Origin of the sequence: Caballeronia sp. AZ7_KS35 (assembly GCF_023631045.1) — a bacterium.
Taxonomy (GTDB): domain Bacteria; phylum Pseudomonadota; class Gammaproteobacteria; order Burkholderiales; family Burkholderiaceae; genus Caballeronia; species Caballeronia zhejiangensis.
The window spans coordinates 86,108-105,117 of the sequence record NZ_JALQDV010000048.1; the positions used below are offsets into that span (position 1 = coordinate 86,108).

17 protein-coding genes and 1 pseudogene are annotated in these 19,010 nt (G+C 61.1%); 8 read left to right on the top strand and 10 right to left on the bottom strand.

The genetic code is table 11. The features are described 5' to 3' along the window. Positions 1 to 128: 128 nt before the first annotated feature. The 3 genes from NCT05_RS29995 to NCT05_RS30005 all read right to left on the bottom strand — a co-directional run bounded on the left by NCT05_RS29995 (position 129) and on the right by NCT05_RS30005 (position 4,433). The gene (locus tag NCT05_RS29995) at positions 129 to 1,874 is read right to left on the bottom strand and encodes a tannase/feruloyl esterase family alpha/beta hydrolase (protein WP_144403633.1); all 1,746 of its coding nucleotides are present in this window, start codon (positions 1,872 to 1,874) and stop codon (positions 129 to 131) included. 102 nt (positions 1,875 to 1,976) lie between these two features. After that, positions 1,977 to 3,230, bottom strand: a complete 1,254-nt coding sequence (locus tag NCT05_RS30000; RefSeq protein WP_175980217.1) for a porin — start codon at positions 3,228 to 3,230, stop codon at positions 1,977 to 1,979. Positions 3,231 to 3,485: 255 nt separating this feature from the next. Further along, positions 3,486 to 4,433 carry a LysR family transcriptional regulator gene (locus NCT05_RS30005; RefSeq protein WP_250503863.1) on the bottom strand — a complete coding sequence of 316 codons (948 nt, stop codon included), beginning with the start codon at positions 4,431 to 4,433 and terminating at the stop codon, positions 3,486 to 3,488. 100 nt (positions 4,434 to 4,533) lie between these two features. On the opposite strand from NCT05_RS30005, the gene NCT05_RS30010 reads away from it, so the two are divergent. Continuing rightward, on the top strand, positions 4,534 to 5,991 hold the full coding sequence (locus tag NCT05_RS30010) for an aldehyde dehydrogenase family protein (protein ID WP_250503864.1): 1,458 nt from the start codon (positions 4,534 to 4,536) through the stop codon (positions 5,989 to 5,991). Here the strand turns inward: NCT05_RS30010 and NCT05_RS30015 are convergent. Both NCT05_RS30015 and yghU read right to left on the bottom strand, forming a co-directional pair. Then, on the bottom strand, positions 5,952 to 7,247 hold the full coding sequence (locus NCT05_RS30015) for a glycosyltransferase family 87 protein (RefSeq protein WP_250503865.1): 1,296 nt from the start codon (positions 7,245 to 7,247) through the stop codon (positions 5,952 to 5,954). The two genes, NCT05_RS30010 and NCT05_RS30015, sit on opposite strands and share 40 nt — an antisense overlap. 280 nt (positions 7,248 to 7,527) lie before the next feature. Continuing rightward, positions 7,528 to 8,403 (bottom strand): glutathione-dependent disulfide-bond oxidoreductase, encoded by an 876-nt coding sequence (yghU, locus tag NCT05_RS30020; RefSeq protein ID WP_250503866.1) that lies wholly within the window; start codon positions 8,401 to 8,403, stop codon positions 7,528 to 7,530. Positions 8,404 to 8,511: 108 nt separating this feature from the next. Here yghU and NCT05_RS30025 point away from each other — a divergent pair, with 108 nt between their 5' ends. Beyond that, positions 8,512 to 9,123: a TetR/AcrR family transcriptional regulator gene (locus NCT05_RS30025; protein ID WP_250458830.1), complete on the top strand. Its 612-nt coding sequence runs from the start codon at positions 8,512 to 8,514 to the stop codon at positions 9,121 to 9,123. A 141-nt stretch (positions 9,124 to 9,264) separates the two neighbouring features. Continuing rightward, positions 9,265 to 9,651, top strand: a complete 387-nt coding sequence (locus NCT05_RS30030; protein WP_008346408.1) for a VOC family protein — start codon at positions 9,265 to 9,267, stop codon at positions 9,649 to 9,651. Between the two features lie 18 nt (positions 9,652 to 9,669). Here NCT05_RS30030 and NCT05_RS30035 read toward each other — a convergent pair whose 3' ends face one another. Then, entirely contained in the window at positions 9,670 to 10,473 is an 804-nt protein-coding gene (locus tag NCT05_RS30035; protein WP_008346410.1) for a family 1 encapsulin nanocompartment shell protein, read from the bottom strand. Beyond that, positions 10,466 to 11,509 carry a Dyp-type peroxidase gene (locus NCT05_RS30040; protein ID WP_033536009.1) on the bottom strand — a complete coding sequence of 348 codons (1,044 nt, stop codon included), beginning with the start codon at positions 11,507 to 11,509 and terminating at the stop codon, positions 10,466 to 10,468. The genes NCT05_RS30035 and NCT05_RS30040 overlap by 8 nt, the downstream gene beginning before the upstream one ends. A gap of 169 nt (positions 11,510 to 11,678) precedes the next feature. Between NCT05_RS30040 and NCT05_RS30045 the strand changes: the two genes are divergently transcribed. Beyond that, positions 11,679 to 12,395 (top strand): haloacid dehalogenase type II, encoded by a 717-nt coding sequence (locus tag NCT05_RS30045; RefSeq protein ID WP_250437607.1) that lies wholly within the window; start codon positions 11,679 to 11,681, stop codon positions 12,393 to 12,395. Here NCT05_RS30045 and NCT05_RS30050 read toward each other — a convergent pair. Continuing rightward, positions 12,392 to 13,009 (bottom strand): NUDIX hydrolase, encoded by a 618-nt coding sequence (locus NCT05_RS30050; RefSeq protein WP_239295317.1) that lies wholly within the window; start codon positions 13,007 to 13,009, stop codon positions 12,392 to 12,394. The genes NCT05_RS30045 and NCT05_RS30050 overlap by 4 nt on opposite strands. Positions 13,010 to 13,381: 372 nt before the next feature. On the opposite strand from NCT05_RS30050, the gene NCT05_RS30055 reads away from it, so the two are divergent. The 3 genes from NCT05_RS30055 to NCT05_RS30065 all read left to right on the top strand — a co-directional run bounded on the left by NCT05_RS30055 (position 13,382) and on the right by NCT05_RS30065 (position 16,323). Next, the gene (locus NCT05_RS30055) at positions 13,382 to 14,017 is read left to right on the top strand and encodes a TetR/AcrR family transcriptional regulator (RefSeq protein WP_008346417.1); all 636 of its coding nucleotides are present in this window, start codon (positions 13,382 to 13,384) and stop codon (positions 14,015 to 14,017) included. A 197-nt stretch (positions 14,018 to 14,214) separates the two neighbouring features. After that, positions 14,215 to 15,633, top strand: a complete 1,419-nt coding sequence (locus NCT05_RS30060) for an aspartate ammonia-lyase (protein ID WP_250503867.1) — start codon at positions 14,215 to 14,217, stop codon at positions 15,631 to 15,633. A 411-nt stretch (positions 15,634 to 16,044) separates the two neighbouring features. Then, the gene (locus tag NCT05_RS30065; protein WP_250503868.1) at positions 16,045 to 16,323 is read left to right on the top strand and encodes a hypothetical protein; all 279 of its coding nucleotides are present in this window, start codon (positions 16,045 to 16,047) and stop codon (positions 16,321 to 16,323) included. On the opposite strand, the pseudogene NCT05_RS30070 reads toward NCT05_RS30065, so the two are convergent. Beyond that, positions 16,270 to 17,115 (bottom strand): annotated as a pseudogene (locus NCT05_RS30070) (T6SS phospholipase effector Tle1-like catalytic domain-containing protein); the annotation flags it as partial. The gene NCT05_RS30065 and the pseudogene NCT05_RS30070 sit on opposite strands and share 54 nt — an antisense overlap. A 195-nt stretch (positions 17,116 to 17,310) precedes the next feature. Between NCT05_RS30070 and NCT05_RS30075 the strand changes: the two are divergent. Then, complete coding sequence (locus tag NCT05_RS30075) at positions 17,311 to 18,225, top strand: LysR family transcriptional regulator (protein ID WP_250458837.1); 915 nt, start codon at positions 17,311 to 17,313, stop codon at positions 18,223 to 18,225. A 3-nt stretch (positions 18,226 to 18,228) separates the two neighbouring features. On the opposite strand, the gene NCT05_RS30080 is transcribed toward NCT05_RS30075, so the two are convergent. Then, positions 18,229 to 18,981 (bottom strand): hypothetical protein, encoded by a 753-nt coding sequence (locus NCT05_RS30080; protein WP_008346426.1) that lies wholly within the window; start codon positions 18,979 to 18,981, stop codon positions 18,229 to 18,231. Positions 18,982 to 19,010 lie beyond the last annotated feature (29 nt).

The following is a 19,010-nucleotide window of genomic DNA, read 5'->3' on the forward strand; positions in this document are numbered from 1 at the left end:
TCGGCGCGAACGGCACAGGAACTTCTCGTGGCAGCAGAACTGACTCTGTGCCCGCGTGAGTCAAGGGGGAAGTGCGCGCCGCTGCATCACCGGTAATGATGGAACGACAGCGGCGCGATCGATGCAACTTACGGTGCAGCCACGCCCTGCGTCTTCGGGCTATACGACGTATAGAAGCTCGCGCCAGCCCATGTCGGCGCAGCGTCGTTATACAGCGGCGCACCTTGGCTCCAGTTCGCACCGTCGTGCCAGTCGCCGCTGCCGCTGAACTTCGCCACGGCCGGATACGGATACACCGGACGCGATGCCGTCACCTTGCTCGTCGTCGCATCGGTCTGATAGGTCATCACCGCATTCGGCGATGTGCCTTGTTCGACCCAGCCCGTGATCTGCGATACGAGATCGATGTTCGGAAAGCCTTCGCCGCCGCCGCAGTGACCCACGCCCGGCACGACATACAAACGCGAGAACTCGTTCGCGCTCGCTTCGCCCATCGTGTCCTTCACGGCCTGGTAATAGCGGATCGTGAAAAGCGGGGAGATGTGCTGATCCGCCCAGCCGTGCCACAGGATCAGCTTGCCGCCCGCGTTCTTGAACGCCGACAGATCGGGGCTCGTTGCATCGTTGAGCGGATGGTTCGCCTGCAGATAGCTCGAATAGAAGCTCGCATCGTGATAGCCGAAGGTGTCGACATTCGGCATCGACGGCGACCCCGTGAAGATCAGGTTATATGCCCCGGTCACGATCATGTAGCTGAAGAGACTGGTGACCGGCACGGCTGCGTCCGTCGAGTTCGTCGTCGGCACTTCGACGCCGATCCAGTTCGCTTCCGAGCCGAACTGCGGCGAGCCGCCCAGCATGGGCATGCCGGTATTCGTATCGGTCGGGCCGCTGTAGATCTTCGAGGCCGTTGCGACTTCGGCGGCCGTCAGACAGTTGCTCGTGCTCGATGCATTGGCCGCGCATTGAATCGATGCGGGATCGAAGTGACAGGTACGCGGATCGGCGAGGAGACCATCGGGTACGTTGGCTTGACCGCCGCATGCAGCCACGACTGCCTTGTGCAGCAGTTGAGCCTTGTCGGCATAGAGCACGGCCTTGCCTGCGCTCGTACCCGTCGTGCTGTTCGATTCGACGTTCCAGCCGTGATAGAGCGAGTTTTGAATCTGGAAATGCGCAGCCGGCGCGCCCGCGACGATGCCGTTGTAATCCGACGGATAACGTTGCGCGGCCATCAGCGCTTCACGGCCGCCATCCGAACAGCCGACGAAGTAAGCGTATTTCTGCTCCTGTCCGTAGTAAGCCTTGATCAACTTCTTCGCGGCGAGCGTCGTGATGTGCTGGCCGCGATACGCAAAGTCGGCCTGCTTTTGCGGATCGGTCGACCATGTCGAATCCTGACCCGAATGACCCATGTCGGTCGCTGCCGTGACAAAGCCGCCTTGTTGAACGAGCGGGCACGTATAGCTGAAACTGAAGGAGCTTTGCTGAGTCGGATCGCTCAGATTGCCGCACAAGCCGCCGCAGCCGAGTTCGGCGAAGCGCTGTGTCCACGAGTCGACGGGCAGTGCGACCTCGAACGTATTCGAAGGCGCGAGCGTGCCTTTGACCGTGCAGAAGTTGACGGTGGCGCCGTTGACGGTCGCGGCCGTGACCGTCGCCGATGTGATCGTGCTGCCGGTGCCGCCGATATCGCTCAAATCGACCGATGCCAGCTTCGAGCAATCGACCGTAGGTTTCACCACGGCCAAGGGTGTTTGCGCGGCGTTGCCGCTACCGCTATTGTTGCCACTGCCTCCGCATGCCGTGACGACGACGGTCACGAGGCAGGCGGTTATCAGCGCCATTAATCGCTTGGGATCCAGAGCTCTCATAGTTATCTCCTAGACTTCGTTTTGATGGCGTACGGACGAACGTCGCCAGCACGCCGAAGCGTGCGGACGATATGAAACGATCGTGGTGCTACGCGCGTTCGATCAGAAGCGATGGATGATGCCGACGCCCGCCGCGAACATGCTGCGCGATGCCGACGGCGCGCTCTGGAAGCCGTCGCCGATCGTTGCGTTGGCGGCCGTCTGACGGTTCGTAGCGGTGCCCGAGGGCGCCGCCAGCGTGTTGCCGTTCGCACGCTGGAACGCTTCCAGTGCGTACAGTCCCGTGCGCTTCGACAGCGAGTAGTACTGCGAGAGATTGAACTGGTGGTACGACGCGGCGTCGTTGATGCCGTTCGCCTTGCTGGCCCATGTATAGCTGTAGCCCGCTGCGAAGTCCCATGCCGACGTCGCCTTCCAGTGCAACACCGAGCCGACCGTGTTGAACACGGCTTCGTCGGTGAATTGCGAATTCACGCCCGGGATGTATTGAACGTTCGTGTACGTGACCGAGATGTCCCACGCGCTGTTGAACTGATAACCGCCTGCAACCGCGAAGCGCTGTTGCGCTTGTGCGCGTTGATAGCCGGCCGTCACCGCCGACACGCCGGGCTGGCCCGAACCATCGGTCGCTGCCGTGCTGTTGATCGTCGTCGAGCTGCTGCTGTAGATGCCGCCGCCATTGGCCGCGTTGTTGATGCGCGAGAACGCGACCGTGCCGCCGATCGGGCCTTGCTGGTATTGCAGCGCAGCCGACCACGTCGAGCCCTGATACACGCTGTCAGGCACGCCTGCAAGCGAGTACGAGCCGCTTACGGTGAAGCCATACATCTTCGGCGACGTATAGACGATCGAATTGTTCGCGCGATAGATCGTGTCGAGGCCGTCCAGATCGCCCGGATGCGCGCCGAAGTAACCGGTCAGCCAGTTCGTCGGGCTATACGGCGAGAGCAGCGTGTAGTACGAGGTGTATTGACGACCCAACGTCAACGTACCGTACGCCGGATTCGTGAGACCGACCCATGCCTGACGGCCGAACATCGCATTGGTGAACTGTGCTTGTCCGCTATTGATGTCGAAGCCCGATTCCAACTGGAAGATGGCCTTGTTGCCGCCGCCGAGATCTTCGGCGCCCTTCAAACCGAAGCGGCTACCGGCCCAAATGCCCGATCCGGTCTTGACGTTCGAGCGGCCCGGGTTCGTCTTTGCGAGATTGGTCTGGCTGCTCTGATAGACGATCGAATCGTCGACGATACCGTACAGCGTGACGCTGCTTTGCGCTAACGCCGGCGTTGCGATCGCCGCCGCATAGAACAACACGCCCGCGCTCAATGGCTTCAGTTGATGTCTCACTCTCATACACCCTCATCGTTGTCGTTGGATTGGTGAGCGATAGCATCGCGCGTAGTGCGACGATTGCCCGCCGGTGCGAACGTACGCCGATGACAGGGCATGAAAAGAAAGGGTTAACCATTGATCCGATACCGAAAGTGAAATGCAAGGTCGCGTCCGGAAATGAGGCGAGCCTTGCAGGCACAGTGTCGGAATGCCGCTTTCAAGCGACAATCGAACGCCTCACACCGAAAACCGCGATAAACAAAACTGATGGCGGCGTTAAGTCTTTGAATTGACCTTTCGACGCTTCTTTTTCGGCGCCGGGTGCTTTCGATTTGCGTCGGCATATTCGCGGATCATGTCCGTCAATGCGCGCAAGCCCGCCGGCACATGACGACGGCCGGGATAGTAGAGGCATAGTCCGTCGAGCGGCGGCGTCCAGTCTTCGAGCACGCGCACGAGGGCGCCTGCTTCGAGATCCGCGGCGACATTCCATTCGGTCAGGTAAGCGAGACCGATCCCCGCGCGCGCGGCGGTCAGCATCATGCCCGGTTCGTCGAGCGTCAGCGCGCCGTCGCCATCGATGCGTATGGATTCGCCATGCCGCTCGAATTCCCATTGATAGATCGACCCGCTCGGCATGCGGCTGCGAATGCAGCGATGCGTCGCGAGGTCGGCAGGCGCGCGTGGCGGCTTGTGCTGTTCGAAGTACGCGGGACTGCCGACGACGGCGAAGCGGAGGCGATCGCCGAACGGCACCGCGATCATGTCTTGCGGTACGGTTTCCAGCAGACGAATGCCCGCATCGAAACCTTCGACGACGATATCGATGAGCCGGCCTTCGGTGACGATATCGAGCTTCATGTCCGGATAGCGCTTCAGGAACGCGATGAAAAGCGGCATCGCCTGATGCGCCGCGCCCACCGATGTATTGATACGCAACGTACCCGATGGCGTGTCGCGAAAGCTGCCGGCCTGTTCGAGCGCGTCGCGAATCGTCGAAAGCGCGGGCGCGATGTTCTGCACGAATTGCGCGCCGGCCTCGGAAAGCGACACGCTTCGGGTCGTGCGATTGAAGAGCCGCACGCCGATGCGAGCCTCCAGCGCGGCGATCGCATGACTCAGCGCGGACGTCGATACGCTCAGTTCATTCGCCGCCGCGCGAAAGCTGCGATGCCGCGCGACGGAAAGAACCGCTTCGAGTTCGGTGAGCCCCGATGTTTTCATTATGCTAAATCGTTCAATAGGTCATGCCCGATTGTACGTCTAGTCGAATCAATGCGAACGCCTTATCTTTTGCTCAATACATCGACCGAACGAATTCATCATGCATGACATCGACCAGATTTATATCGGCGGCGCGTTTGTCACACCGCACGGCAACGAGCTTTTCGAACTCTTCAATCCCGCGACAGAAAAAGTTATCGGCCGCGTGCGCCTCGCAGACAAGGAGGATGCGCGCAATGCAATTGCGGCGGCGAAGCGCGCATTTCCCGCATTCTCGCGGACGGACAAGCGCGAACGTATCGACATGCTGAAGCGCATGCACGCCGCCGTCATCGCGAAAGAGGATGAGCTTTTCGAGGCCATCGTCGAAGAATACGGCGCACCGGTTTCGCGCGGGCGCTGGATGGCGCGACATGCGAGCAACGTGCTGCTGGAAGCGGCGAAGGTGCTCGAAGACTATGCGTTCGTGCGTGACGCGGGTACGGCAAAAGTAATGATGCAACCGCTCGGCGTTGCCGGGCTGATCACGCCGTGGAATAGCGACGCCGGCTTTATCTGCGGCAAGCTGGCGGCGGCGCTCGCGGCGGGTTGCACGGCGGTCATCAAACCGAGCGAAATGAGCGCGATGCAAACGCGCGTCGTCACCGAAGCGCTGCATGAGGCGGGACTTCCGGCAGGCGTGTTCAACATCGTCACGGGCCGAGGCGATATTGTGGGCGCGGAGATCAGCGCGCATCCCGATGTCGCGAAGCTGTCGTTCACGGGATCGACGGTCGTCGGCAAGACGATCCTGCGCACAGCCGCCGATACGCTCAAGCGCGTGACGCTCGAACTCGGCGGCAAGTCGCCGACGATCGTGCTCGACGATGCGAACTTCGACGAAGCCGTGCCGCTCGCGCTCGATGCTGGCTTCATGAACAGCGGTCAGGCATGCATCGCGGGCACGCGCATTCTGGTGCCGCGTGCGCGGCTCGCGGAGTTCGAAGAGAAAATCGTGAGCGCCATCGAGAAGATTCGCTCGGGCGATCCGCGCGATCCGCATACGAGCATCGGCCCGATGGTGAGCCGCAAGCAATGGGAGCGCGTGCAGCGTTATATCCGTATTGGCATCGATGAGGGCGCGCGACTGATCGCGGGTGGCGAGGGGCGTCCGGATCACGTCGGCGCGGGCTGGTTCGTGCGTCCGACGCTCTTCAGCGACGTGACCAACGACATGACCATTGCCCGAGAGGAAATCTTCGGGCCGGTGCTGTCGATCATCGCGTACGGCGATATCGAAGATGCCATCGCGATCGCCAACGATACGCCTTATGGTTTGCAGGCGTACATCGCTTCATCGGACGCCGCGCGCGCGAACGCGGTGGCGTCGCGCATCGACGCGGGGCGCGTGCTCGTCAACACGCTCGCGCATGAACCTGCTGCCCCGTTCGGCGGATTCAAGCAATCGGGCATCGGACGCGAATACGGCACGTTCGGCATCGAAGCGTTCCTCGAACCGAAGGCACTGCTGGGCGTCCGTCAAGCCCGCGACTCGAGGCCGCCCGATTCCGCGTGCTGATGGCGCCGCACCGCTGTGGCAGGCCCGAAATAACGCGCGATGCAGAGCGCGTAGGTGATCAGCGCCGAGATCGTGTACATCGCGGATCGCTCCATGAAGAACAGCAAGAGCACGGCAATCGCGAGAAGCAGCATCTCGATGCGAAGCGAGATCGCGGACAGTTGCAGATCGCGGCGCTCGATTGCCGTGCCGAGCAGAATCACGAGCGGAATCAGCGCGACGACCATGTGGATCGGCTCGAGGATCGGCGCGGCAAGCAGCATCGTCATGCATGCGAGCGCGTAGTCCATGCGTTTGTCGCGGCTGCGGAAGAAGACGAGGTAACACGCGAACACGCAGATGATCGCGGCGAAGATCGTCGATGTCGCGTGAAGCGTCGCTTCGGATGCGGGCGTGCCGAGCTTTTCGGATATGGTCTGCAATGCGCCGCGCACCGAACTGTTGCCGGGCAAGCCACCCGCACCGAGGATGTACGTCTGCGCTCGCCCGATCTCGACGGTCAGATATTCCCAGATCACGCGAAAGCCGAGCTTGCTCGCGGTGAAGAGCGTGATCGCGATGGCGCAGACGCCCGTCGAGATTACCGTGCGCCATTCGCGTCGCAAGAGAAGCAAGCCGACGATGGCGAGCGGTGTCACCTTGAAGACGACGGCGAACGCGAGAAAGACTCCCGCGAGCCAGCGATTGCCGCGCTCGATCAAGAAGAACGACGTCACGAGAAGAAAGAAAAGAAGCTGGTTCGATTGCGCGAGATAGGCGTCATGCAGAACCGGAAAGCTCAGCATGGTCACGCCGATGAGCAGCGCGGTCACGCGCCTGTCTTCGCCGCGATAGGCCATCTTCGCGAGAAGCACTGCGCCGATGATGGACAGCACGACCGACATCGCGACCCAGGCGAGCTTCGCGGTGAACGACGGCAATAACGCGAACGGCGCAAAGATCAGCGCGAATTGCGGCGGATAACAATAGATCAGGATATCGTCGAGATTGGCGCCGAGCGTCGTCAGATAGGCGACGAGCCGCTCGTTGTTATAGATGAGCGACGGATCGTGCGGCGAATTCAGCACGCTGCTGAAGGCGTAATAGTAGAAATTGAAATCGCTGAAGGCCTTCGGATGATCGGCCGAATAACTCAGCGTGTAGTGATAGATGATGACCATACGAATCGCGAGAAAACCCGCCGCGACCAGCATGAGCAAAGCCGCGATGATCCGGACGTTATCCGCAGATCTGGCGCCAACCCGAGCGTTCAACATGGACGTTCTCCCGTGTGCCGGCTATCACGTTGTAAGGACGCTGTAATGAATCCTTTGGGATTGATCCACTATTCGTCGCATGAAATCGGGCGAGAGAACCGTTAGCGGATCGTATGGCCTACGAATCGTGACAGCATCACAGGGGCCGCGTCAATCTGGTATTTGCGCAGTGCAATGAAGAAACTGCTTTTTGAAAAATGGATGACGCTCGTGCGTTTTTATGCATGCCGCGTGTTGAAACAAAAATATCAGATTCTTATCGTCACGCGGCTCGCAGTCGTCACTTCTCCGCGGCGATCTTGTCCTGAGTGCGCGTATCGAAATCGGATCCGTCATGGCGCTCATGCAACTGGCTCGACGGCTCGCCGAAAGTACGGTTCACCATGCGGCCGCGTTTAACGGCCGGACGTACGCCGATCAATTCGGCCCAGCGGCGCACATGCTTGTATTCATGCACGGAAAGGAACTCGGCGGCGTTGTATAGCCAGCCGTTCACGAGACCGCCGTACCACGGAAAGATCGCGATATCCGCAATGGTGTATTCGTCGCCGGCGATATAAGTGCTCTGCGCGAGACGCTTGTCGAGCACGTCGAGTTGACGCTTCACTTCCATGGCGAAGCGATCGATCGGATATTCCATCTTGCTCGGCGCATAAGCATAGAAGTGCCCGAATCCACCGCCCAGATAGGGCGCGCTTCCCATCTGCCAAAAAAGCCACGACAAGCACTCGGCGCGCTTTGCCGGTTCCGTCGGCACGAACGCGCCGAATTTCTCGGCGAGATAAAGCAGGATCGCGCCGGATTCGAAAACGCGCACGGGCGTTGCGCCGCTGCGATCCACGAGCGCCGGAATCTTCGAATTCGGATTGATATCGACGAAGCCGCTGCCGAGCTGATCGCCATCGCCGATACGAATGAGCCACGCATCGTATTCCGCATCGCGATGACCAAGCGCCAGCAACTCTTCGAGCATCACGGTGACTTTCACGCCGTTGGGCGTGGCGAGCGAATAGAGCTGTAACGGATGACGGCCAACGGGCAACGCCTTTTCATGTGTCGGACCGGAGACCGGCCGATTGATATTGGCGAATTGTCCGCCGCTTTCCTTGGTCCAGGTCCATACGGCCGGCGGCACATATTCGTTCGATGCGCTCATGCTTCAGGCTCCTTTGCAATATGAATTCGGACGAGGTTATCAGGTCGTCCGAAAACATGCTTGACCGGGCTTTGTACAATCGGCTCCGCAATCCACGAGAGGAAACGAATGAGCCAGCGTCCATCGCACAAACCGTATCGCCCGCGAAAAGCGCCCGCGCAATCGCGCTCCGAAGCCACGGTGGCATCCATCGTCGAAGCAGCGGCGCAAGTGCTCGAAAGCGAGGGCTTCGAAGGATTCAACACGAACGCGGTCGCGCGTCGCGCGGGCGTCAGCATCGGTTCGCTCTATCAATACTTTCCGGGCAAGGATGCGCTCATCGTCGCGCTGATTCGTCGTGAAAGCGCGCGCTTTTATGAGGATGCATCGGTCGCGCTCACCAAACGTAGCGGCAAGGCGGCGCTCGAATATCTGATCGGCGCGTCCGTGCGTCAGCAACTACAGCGTCCGATGCTCGCGCGTCTGCTCGATATCGCGGAAGGACGGCCGGCATTGCGCGGCGAAGTGGCGAAAGGGGAAATGGACGCGCTGGTCGAGACGATCGTCGGTCGTGCCGCACCACGTTATCCGAATCCGGAAGTGGCGGCGGCCGATCTGCTCGCCATCGTCAAAGGCATGGTCGATGCCGCGGGCGAACGCGGCGAGCGCGATCTCGACGACCTCGAACGCCGCGTTCGGGCCGCTGTTTTCGGCTATCTGTCGAGAAGCGGCGGCGCGTAAATGCGAGCAATGGAAGCGACGCGACGGTGCAAGCCGCATCGCTGCGGGCTTTCGGCGGCTGTTCGCAATGCGAGTAGTCGAATGTGAGCTTTTGCTTATATTCTGAAGTCTCTATCAACCCAGTAGAGACCGAGCCAAGACATGAAGCTCAATCACCTCAGTTTCCCTTCCGCCGACACACCCGCGACCGCTCGATTCTTCGAGCAGTATCTCGGCTTCACGATATCCGGAACGTGGGACCAGTCGTACATACTCAAGCGTCCCGGTTTCGATGTCGTGATCGATCACGCGCGCGACGATGCACCGGAATGGCCGCGCGCGTTTCATGTCGGCTTCGAATTGCCGAGCCTCGATGATGTGCGCGATCTTTACGAACGCTTCAAGTCGGAAGGCGTGGAGATGGAGACGGACATCTTCAACAACGGGCGCGGCTCGCGCTTTTTCTGCCGCGCCCCGGGCGGCGTGATGTTCGAAATGAATACGCGCTCCGATGCCGCGCCCGAGTATCAGGGCACATTCGACAACTGAAGCGATCGCGACGAAACGTTATTCGCCCGCCGCGATGGACACGGACGCTTCGCTCGTCAGCATCAGGAACGTGAGCGTTTCGCGCAGATAGAGCTGCACGGTCGTGTCGGTATGACTCGTATAGCCGATCGACAAGTCCTGGCCGAGATGCAGCTCGTAATCGCCGCCACGCGTCGAGAGCACACAGCCGCCCTGAAGCGCGGGCGCCCACACGAGATCGCCGCTCACGATGCGCTTGATGTGCTGAATGACCGGATAGCCCTGATCGCTCGCTTCGGCGAGCGCGGTATAAGCATCCGCGCCGAGCAGCACGGAATAGGGTCCGTCTACGCCGGCAAGGCGCAGCTTCTCGAGCGCCTGACTGATCGCGGCGGGATAATCGGCGACGTCCGCGGGGAGATACGTCGGCGCATTGGAGCTGCCCTCGCGGATGCCGGTGATGCCGGCGGCCGCGAAGCCGTCGAAGATCGCGCTGTCTTCCGCGAGCGCCAGTTCGTTCGCGGCGGTCTTCGCGGGTTGCCAGTCGCCATCGTTGGAGCCGCGTTCGACGCTGTCGATCGCTTCGCGCTGCAACGTGAACGGCACGGTGAGTTGCACGAGTTGCTTCACGTCGTATAACTTCGCCGCGACGCCTTGCTTCGGTGAAGCGATGTTCGTCTGATGCCCCGTACCGATGCCCGATAGCGCCGTGCCGCCGGGACTCTTCACGTCGACGACGCGGCGGCCCGCGAGCGCGCGCTTGAACGTGCGCGCGACTTCGGCTTCGATCTGCGACCATGCGGCGCCGGAGATCGGCGCGAGCTCTCGATGCAAGTTATTCATCTTGTGAAGTTCCTTTGAGTGAGCCGATGTTCAATGTTCCTGCGCGGCTATCTTCAGGCGCGTTATCGCTGGCGGAAGAAGTCGCGGCATCCGGGTTGCGGTCGGGAAGTTCGTCGAGCAGATCGTTGGACGGCACGAAGAACAGGCCGCCCGTCACCGCGCGGCTGTAATCGAGCAGGCGGTCGTAATTGCCCGGCGGCCTGCCGACGAACATGTTCTCGAGCATCTGTTCGATCGGCGCGGGCGTGCGCGCATAGCCGATGAAATACGTGCCGAACTCCTTCGCTCCCGGACGTCCGAACGCCATGTTATGCCGAAGGATCTTCACTTCCTTGCCGTTCTCTTCGATCGTCGTGAGCGAGCTATGCGAGCACGACGGCTTGATCGAATCGTCCAGTTCGACATCGGATAACTTTTCACGTCCGATGATCAGTTCCTGTTGCTCGACGGTGAGGCCATTCCACGCATCCAGGTTATGCAGATACTTCTGCACGATCACATAACTGCCGCCGGCGAAATCGGGATCTTCTTCATCGATGATCGTGTAATGCGCGGCGCTCTTTCCTGTCGGGTTCTCGGTGCCATCGACGAAGCCCACCATGTCGCGCAGATCGAAGTAGCGAAAGCCATGCACTTCATCGACGACCGTCACTGCATCGCCGAGCTTGTTGAGCATCTGCGCGGCGAGCTCGAAACAAAGGTCCATGTGATCCGCGCGGATATGCATGAGGATGTCGCCGGGCGTCGCGATCGCGCGGCGCTCGCCCGAGCCGAACTCGCGAAACGGATGCAGCGACGCGGGGCGCGGCGCGCCGAAGAGCATGTCCCACGCATCGGCGCTGAAGCCGCATACGCAGGACAAATTCGCGGTCGGCGCGCGCGTGCCGACCGCGCGGACCAGCGCCGCGATGTCGCCGCACCATGAGCGCACGACATCGGCCTTGCCTTCGCCGCGCGCCACGGTGGCGACGATGAAGATCGCGCTTCGGGAAATAGGATCACAGACGGCTTGTGGTTCGGGTGTGTTGTTTGGCATCTGAAAAGACAACCTGAAGTTTCATAGGATCATAAGCTGGCGTATCACTGCTGCGAACCGACGATACACCAAGTTCATGTGATCAATACCCGAAATCGCACGGTTATGTAACATCACGGAGCGCCAAACTTCGTGATCCAATCATCTTCATCGACCGACAGGAGCGACTGTGAAACTGACTGACTTCGATACGCTGACCTTCGACTGCTACGGCACGCTGATCGACTGGGAAACCGGTATCTTCGAAGCGCTGCGTCCGCTGCTGGATCGCGTTCAGCCCGCGCTGACTCGCGATCAGGTGCTCGAGGCCCATGCGCGTCACGAGTCGTCGCAACAGAAGTACACGCCGGGCAAGCGCTATCAGGAGTTACTGGCTATCGTGTACAAGCGGCTCGCGGAAGAGTGGAGCGTTTCTTTCACTCAGGAAGATTGCATGGTCTATGGCCGCTCGATTCGCGACTGGCCCGCATTCCCCGATTCCGCCGATGCCCTTCGATATCTGAAGCAGCATTACAAGCTCGTGATTCTGTCGAATGTCGACAATGAGAGCTTTGCCCATAGCAATGCAAGGCTACAGGTGGAGTTCGACGCAATCATTACGGCGGAAGATATCGGATCTTATAAGCCTTCGCCGCGCAATTTCGAATACATGCTGGAAAAGCTGGGCGAGCGCGGAATCCGCAAGGAAAAGATCCTGCATACGGCCGAAAGCCTTTTCCACGATCACAAGCCTGCGAATGGTTTTGGCCTTGCATCGTGCTGGATTTATCGCCGTCATTCGCAGCCCGGCTTCGGCGCGACGATGGACCCGGGCGTTCAGCCGAAGATCGACTTCCGCTTCAACAGCATGGCCGATCTGGTCGAAGCCCATCAGAATTCGCTTTAGTCGAAGTCGACTTCGCCGCCGCGTCGCAGCGCGTCCAGACGCCGGATCTGCGCGGGCATGATGCGGCCCAGCGACAGCGGCGGAAGGTCGTCGAGACTGAAGAACTCGACGGCATCGGTTTCCACGCCGATCACATTGCCGGTTCCCACGATCTCGCCGAGAAAGACGAGCTTCCAGATGTGAAAGACCGACGGCGGATGCGGGTGCTTCGCCGTATCCCACGCGGCCAGCAGCCGCACGATGTCGACCGTATAGCCGCTTTCCTCACGCACTTCCTTCGCGGCATTCTCCGCAGGCGACAGGCCGACATCCGCCCAGCCGCCGGGAAGCGACCACAATCCATCGGCTGCTTCGCGCACGAGCAGGATGTGCCCGGACTCGTTGAACACGGCGCATCTGACGTCGAGCTTCGGGTTCGCATAACCCGACTCGAATGCGAAAAGCTCCGCCACTTCGCCCGCTTTCATCGATGCGATCTCGGCAAGCTGTTCATGCGCGATCGTCGCTATTTCTTCGTAGCGTTCCTTGTCGAATGCGCCGTTCGTATAGTGCAGTCCCGTTTGTGCGAGGGCCAACAGGCGTCGCGCTTGTTCGAGTCGTCGATTCGAGGACATGTTCATTCCTGCGTTTCCATGTATGACTGTGCGGTCGTGAGCAGCGGGTGCTCTAAGGTTCGAAAGAGCGGTGAGTTTTGCTTGCGCCTCGTCGCAAAATCGATGCATGCGACGCTTTACCGCAAGCATCTTGCGCCGGACCGTTTTCTGCATTACGGCGCAGGGAGGCGGCCGCCTGCCGCGGCGAGAGTCAAGCTGGACTGACGGTTTCCTATGGTTTCTCATCGATTCGACGATATCGCTAGCGTTTCATTTTTTCGTCGTCAAGGCGGCAAGATTACTTATACTCGGATCTATGCTCTGGCCCATTACGGTCGGCATAATGTCATCTATCAAAATGACAATCGTAATTCGATCCGTAGCCGCAAAGATATGAGCGAACAACGAACAAAACGAGACCCCGAGGGGACGCGGCGGCGCATTCTGGAGGCCGCCACGGAGCAATTCACCAAGTTCGGCCTCGCGGGCGCGAGAGTAGACGCCATCGCCACGGCCGCGGGCACGAACGAGCGCATGCTCTACTACTACTTCGCGAGCAAGGAAGGGCTCTACGTCGCCGTGCTCGAAGCGATGTACATGCAGTTTTCGCAACGCGAGCAAGGCCTCAATCTGTCCGGCCTGCAACCAGCGGAAGCGGTCCGCGAACTGGCTCATTCGATCTGGACGCATCTGCGGGAAAACCCTCAGTGGCTGAGTCTCATCAACAACGAGAATCTGCACGAAGGCCGTTATCTGGAGCGTTCGAGCCATTTGCGCGAGACCATCTCGCCAGTGGTCGATCTGCTGCGCGCGACGCTCGAACGTGGCGCCGCCGCCGGACACTTTCGTCAGGGCGTCGATCCGCTCGATTTTTACGTGACGCTCGTCGGCATGGGCTATTACATCGTGTCGAACCGCTTCACCATCGACATGTTCACCGGCCGCAATTACGCCGAGCCCGAACGTCAGCACGCGATCGCGGAGATGCATCTCGACATGTTGCTCACCTACCTGCGTCCAACCAACTGACCAACGCGGGTCTGGACGTCATGCAAAAGTTGCATAGCCGTATGCGACTGTAGCATTCACGTTTTTTCTGCCTTCCCTAAGATTCCAACCTGACACAAGAAAGCGGCGCATCGACTTCGATGCGCCTGCCATTCCCGAGCGCGCGCGCCGGTTATGACCGATCGTTCGTGCGTCATCCCAAGTCAGGACGGAAATTCATGCTCGCGCCCATCGAACGTATCGAACACGATCTGCTCGGCGATCTCGCCGTGCCCGCCAACGCGTACTACGGCGTGCACACGCTGCGCGCGCTGCAGAACTTTCCGATCACCGGCATCGCCATTTCCGCTTACCCTAATCTCGTCGATGCACTGGCGAGCGTGAAGGAGGCGGCCGCGCTCGCCAACCACGAACTCGGCGTGCTGAGCGAAGTGAAAATGCAGGCCATCGTGCACGCATGCAGGCAAGTGCGCTCGGGCACGGCGCGCGAGCATTTCGTCGTCGATGTGATTCAGGGCGGCGCGGGCACGTCGACGAACATGAACGCGAACGAAGTCATCGCCAATCTCGCGCTCGAACATCTCGGACATCGACGCGGCGAATACGGCGTGTTGCACCCGAACGAGGACGTGAACCTCGGCCAGAGCACCAACGACGTCTATCCGACCGCACTGAAGATCGCCACGTACGCGGGCATCATGCAACTGATCGAAGCGATGGGCGTGCTGCGCGCATCGTTCGAACGCAAGGCGCTCGACTTCCGCGACGATCTGAAAATGGGCCGCACGCAGCTTCAGGACGCGGTGCCGATGACGCTCGGCCAGGAGTTCAGCACCTTCGCCGTGATGCTCGGCGAGGACGAAGCGCGCTTGAAGGAAGCGGCGAAACTGATCTGCGAAATCAATCTCGGCGCCACCGCGATCGGCACGGGCATCAACACGCATCCGCGCTACGCGCAGCTCGCGTGCAGGCATTTGAGCGACGTGACCGGCATCGCGCTGACGACATCGCCGAATCTCGTCGAAGCGACGCAGGACGTCGGCGCATTCGTGCAGCTTTCCGGTGTGCTGAAGCGCGTCGCGGTCAAGCTCTCGAAGACCTGCAACGATCTTCGTCTGCTGTCGAGCGGACCGCGCGCGGGACTCGGCGAAATCAACCTGCCGCCGGTGCAGGCCGGATCGAGCATCATGCCGGGCAAGGTGAATCCGGTGATTCCGGAAGTTGTCAATCAGATCGCGTTCGAAGTCATCGGCAACGATGTGACCGTGAGCTTCGCCGCCGAGGCGGGCCAGCTTCAGCTCAATGCGTTCGAGCCGATCATCGCGCACAGTCTCTTCAAGAGCATCGCGCATTTGCGCGCGGGATGCCTCACGCTCGCGTCGAAATGCGTCGACGGCATCAGCGCGAATCGCGACCGCTTGCGCGCGATCCTCGAAAGCTCGATCGGCATCGTGACGGCGCTCAATCCGTATATCGGCTACACGCATTCGACGGAAGTCGCGAAGGAAGCGCTCGTGTCCGGCAAGAGCGTGGCGCAGATCGTCATCGAAAAAGGGATGCTGAGCCCGTTGCAACTCGACGAAATCCTGCAGCCCGCGATGCTGACGCAGCCGCGCGGCATCGCGTCGGCGGCTTGAGACGCCGTTTCGCGCCAGCCGGAGTAGACTGTTTTTGCGGTGTGCCTGCCGCGAAAGGAGGTTGCGATGAGATTCGCCGATATGTTCAAGCGCCCGAAACGCGGCGCGACGGCTGCTCCCGGGGACGCGGAGCCTCACCACGAGGAACACGCGAAATCGGTGCAGAAAGAGGCGCGCAAGCTGTGGGACGTCATTGGCCGAAATCGCCATAAGAGCGCGAAGTGGCACTAGCGAAGTGGCGTAGGAAGCGGGGCCCGGGCCCCAAATACCCGGCCCCGCCCCCTTTGACGTGCGGTTCCCCTTGGTGTGCGCCGGGAAGAGCGTGCCGAGCACGGCGGGCGAGTACGTGTTGGGAACCGGCACCGGCTTGCCCGCCACCATCACGAGGCCCAAACGCTGCGCGACCGACACATGCGCGCCAATGTCCTGCGGAAACGCGAACGGGCCGCGCGGCCCGAATGGACGCAGCGAGAAGGGCGGCTCCGTCCACGGCGAATGCGACTTGCCGAGAAAATCCGGCTGCAGGGACCAGGGCGGCGTCTTCAGACGCATGCCGATGGCCGGATCGGCGAGGCGCTTCAGCATCCATTCGCAGGCGATATCCGAAAGCCCCGATTCGGCATTCGGATAACCGCCGCCGACATCCGCGTGAGCGCCCGCGAACAGCACCTGCGTGATGCCCTCGCGTGAATCCCACAGCGTCGGCGTGAAATCGCCGCGCTGCTCGTCGAGACTGATCGCGTGAATGCCGAACTTGACCTTCGGGCTGAGCGCGGTATCGGCGAAGCGGAACAGATCGACCGTCGAATCCTTGCTGTCGAGATAAATCGGAATGCCGAGCGCGCCGACCGTATCCCAGACGCCGATGGCGCGAATTTCATCGACGGGCAGCGTGTCATCCGGCTGCAGTCTCGCTAACGCGAGCTTCGGATCGAAATTGACGATCTTTTCGAGCAACCCCCGCAGTCCGCCCGCGTTGCGCGCCGGCGGTCTCGCCTCGCGATACTTGCGCCACGCGAGTATGCCCATGCGATACGCGAGCGCCTTGTCGTTCACGTCGTAACGGCTCGTGTCGAGCACGCCGACGCTCGCGATCATTCCGCCGAGCGCGCGCGCCGTGTACGCGCCGCGGCTGAAGCCCATCAGGATGATGCGGTCGCCCGGCCGGTAGTGACGCGATATGAACGTATAGCCCCGCACGATGCGCGCGATGATGCCATCGCCGAATGCGCCGCCCACGAGTTTCGCGATGACGTTGCGCGAATCGCCGACGCCATGCAGATATTTCGCGACCTGTCCGTCCGGCCCCGGTTCGGCGATTTCCTGTTCGGAGGCGAGCAGCGTGGACGCGGGATCCGGTTCGCCGGACAGCAGCATGAACGCCTTGAATACGTTCGTGGGATCCGGCGTGCCGTCGTTGTCGTGATCGGTGTCGGGACCGTTCCAGGTTCCATCCGCGCAGAAAATGATGTTCTTGCTCATGATGCACCTTCCTTTCCATCGTGACGCCGCAAGCACTCGCTCAGTATGTCTTAGTGTCTCGGCGATCGGTCGGCAAGCCGCACGTCTTCTGCGAACGACGCTTTGGCCGAAAGAGCCTAACCGAGATCGAATGGCGGCTTTACTTTTGCAAAAGGACGGGTTTATAAAGGAGCCATCCTTGAAAAAAACTCAATTATGAAAGTCACGCTCGACGAGCTTCAGACCTTCGCGACGGTCGTCGATACAGGCTCCATCACGGCGGCTGCGGAGCAACTGGATCAGACGGTTTCGGGCGCGAGCCGCACGCTCGGCCGCCTCGAAGAGAAACTGCAGACGACGCTCCTGCGCAGGACCACGCGCCGCCTCGAACTGACGGAAGAGGGCAGGAGCTTCCTGCAGCATGCGCGCGAGATCATCGACGCGGTGGAGAGCGCCGAAGAGCAGGTCGCCGCGCGCCGCGAACGGCCGTCGGGCCTCTTGCGCGTCGATGCCGCGACGCCCTTCATGCTGCATGTCATCGTGCCGCTCGTCGCGGGTTATCGCGAGCGCTATCCGCATGTGGAGCTGGAGCTGAACAGCAACGAAGGCGTGATCGATCTGCTGGAACGCCGCACCGATGTCGCGATCCGCATCGGCAAGCTGAAGGATTCGACGCTGCATAGCCGTCCGATCGGCAGCAGCCGCATTCGCGTGCTGGCGACGCCGCATTATCTGGAAACGCACGGGCATCCGAAGCGCGTCGACGAGCTCGCCAATCACGCGCTGCTCGGCTTCACGCAGCCGGAATCGCTCAACGTCTGGCCGCTCGCGGGGCGCGATGACGAGCCGTATCGCATCAAGCCGAGCATCGCTTCGTCGAGCGGCGAGACGCTGCGGCATCTCGCGCTGGAGAGTGCGGGCATCGTGTGCCTGTCGGACTTCATGACGCTGCGCGACCGGCGCGAAGGGCGGCTCGTGCAGATTCTCGCGCGTCATACGGAGGAAGTGCGGCAGCCGATCAGCGCCGTCTACTATCGCAACACGGCGATCTCCGCGCGCATCGCTTCGTTCGTCGACTATCTCGCGCAAGCCGTGAAGACCACGGAGTTCGCGCTGACCGGCAATCGCTGACACTCAGCCCGCCGACTCGACCGCGAGCAGATTGAGCACGAGCAGAATCGCGGCCTGATTGTCGGCGCTGATCGCGATGCCGAGCGTGCCGCCGATCCATCTGCCGATCTTCGTCGCGGCGAAATCCGCGCTTTGCGCCGACTTCTTGAGCGTCACGCCGAGCCTCACGGCCCGATAGTGGTACGAAGGGATGTGATGCCGCGTCGCGAGCGCGAACAGGCCGCCTTTGTCCTCCGAGCACCATCCGAGCGTGCCCGCGAGAACCAGTTGCTCGTACCGGTCCAGGCCGTCGATGAACGCGCGCGCGAGACGCCGCACGCGCGCTTCGTCGAGGCCGTACTGCATCAGCACCGAGGCGACAGGATCGTCGGGCGCGTGCGCGTGCTCGTCTATCTGCGCGGCGACGCCGTCGAGTTCCATCGACACATCGCGCTGATTGCTCGCGCTGCGCAGACAATCGATCAGAAAGCGCCTGAAATACGTGCATACGGCGTAGCCGCTCGACGGCGCGCTGTGCTCGCTCGCGTGCGATTCGCCGTGGCCCGGTTCGAGCCGCAGCACTTTCGCGTAGATGAACTGCGCGACGAGTTCTTCCTTGTCCTCCTTGAGCGATTGCAGCTCGGGCGGATGATAGCCGCGCAACGCGCCTTTCACGAGGTTGTAGATCGAAACCATTTCGTCCTGCGACAGATGCGTGCGCCGGCGCCAAAGGTCGGTGAGCATCGAGGGCGCACCCGTCTCCTGGACGGGATTCATTGTCAAGGTCTCCACGTTGTCAATCCCCT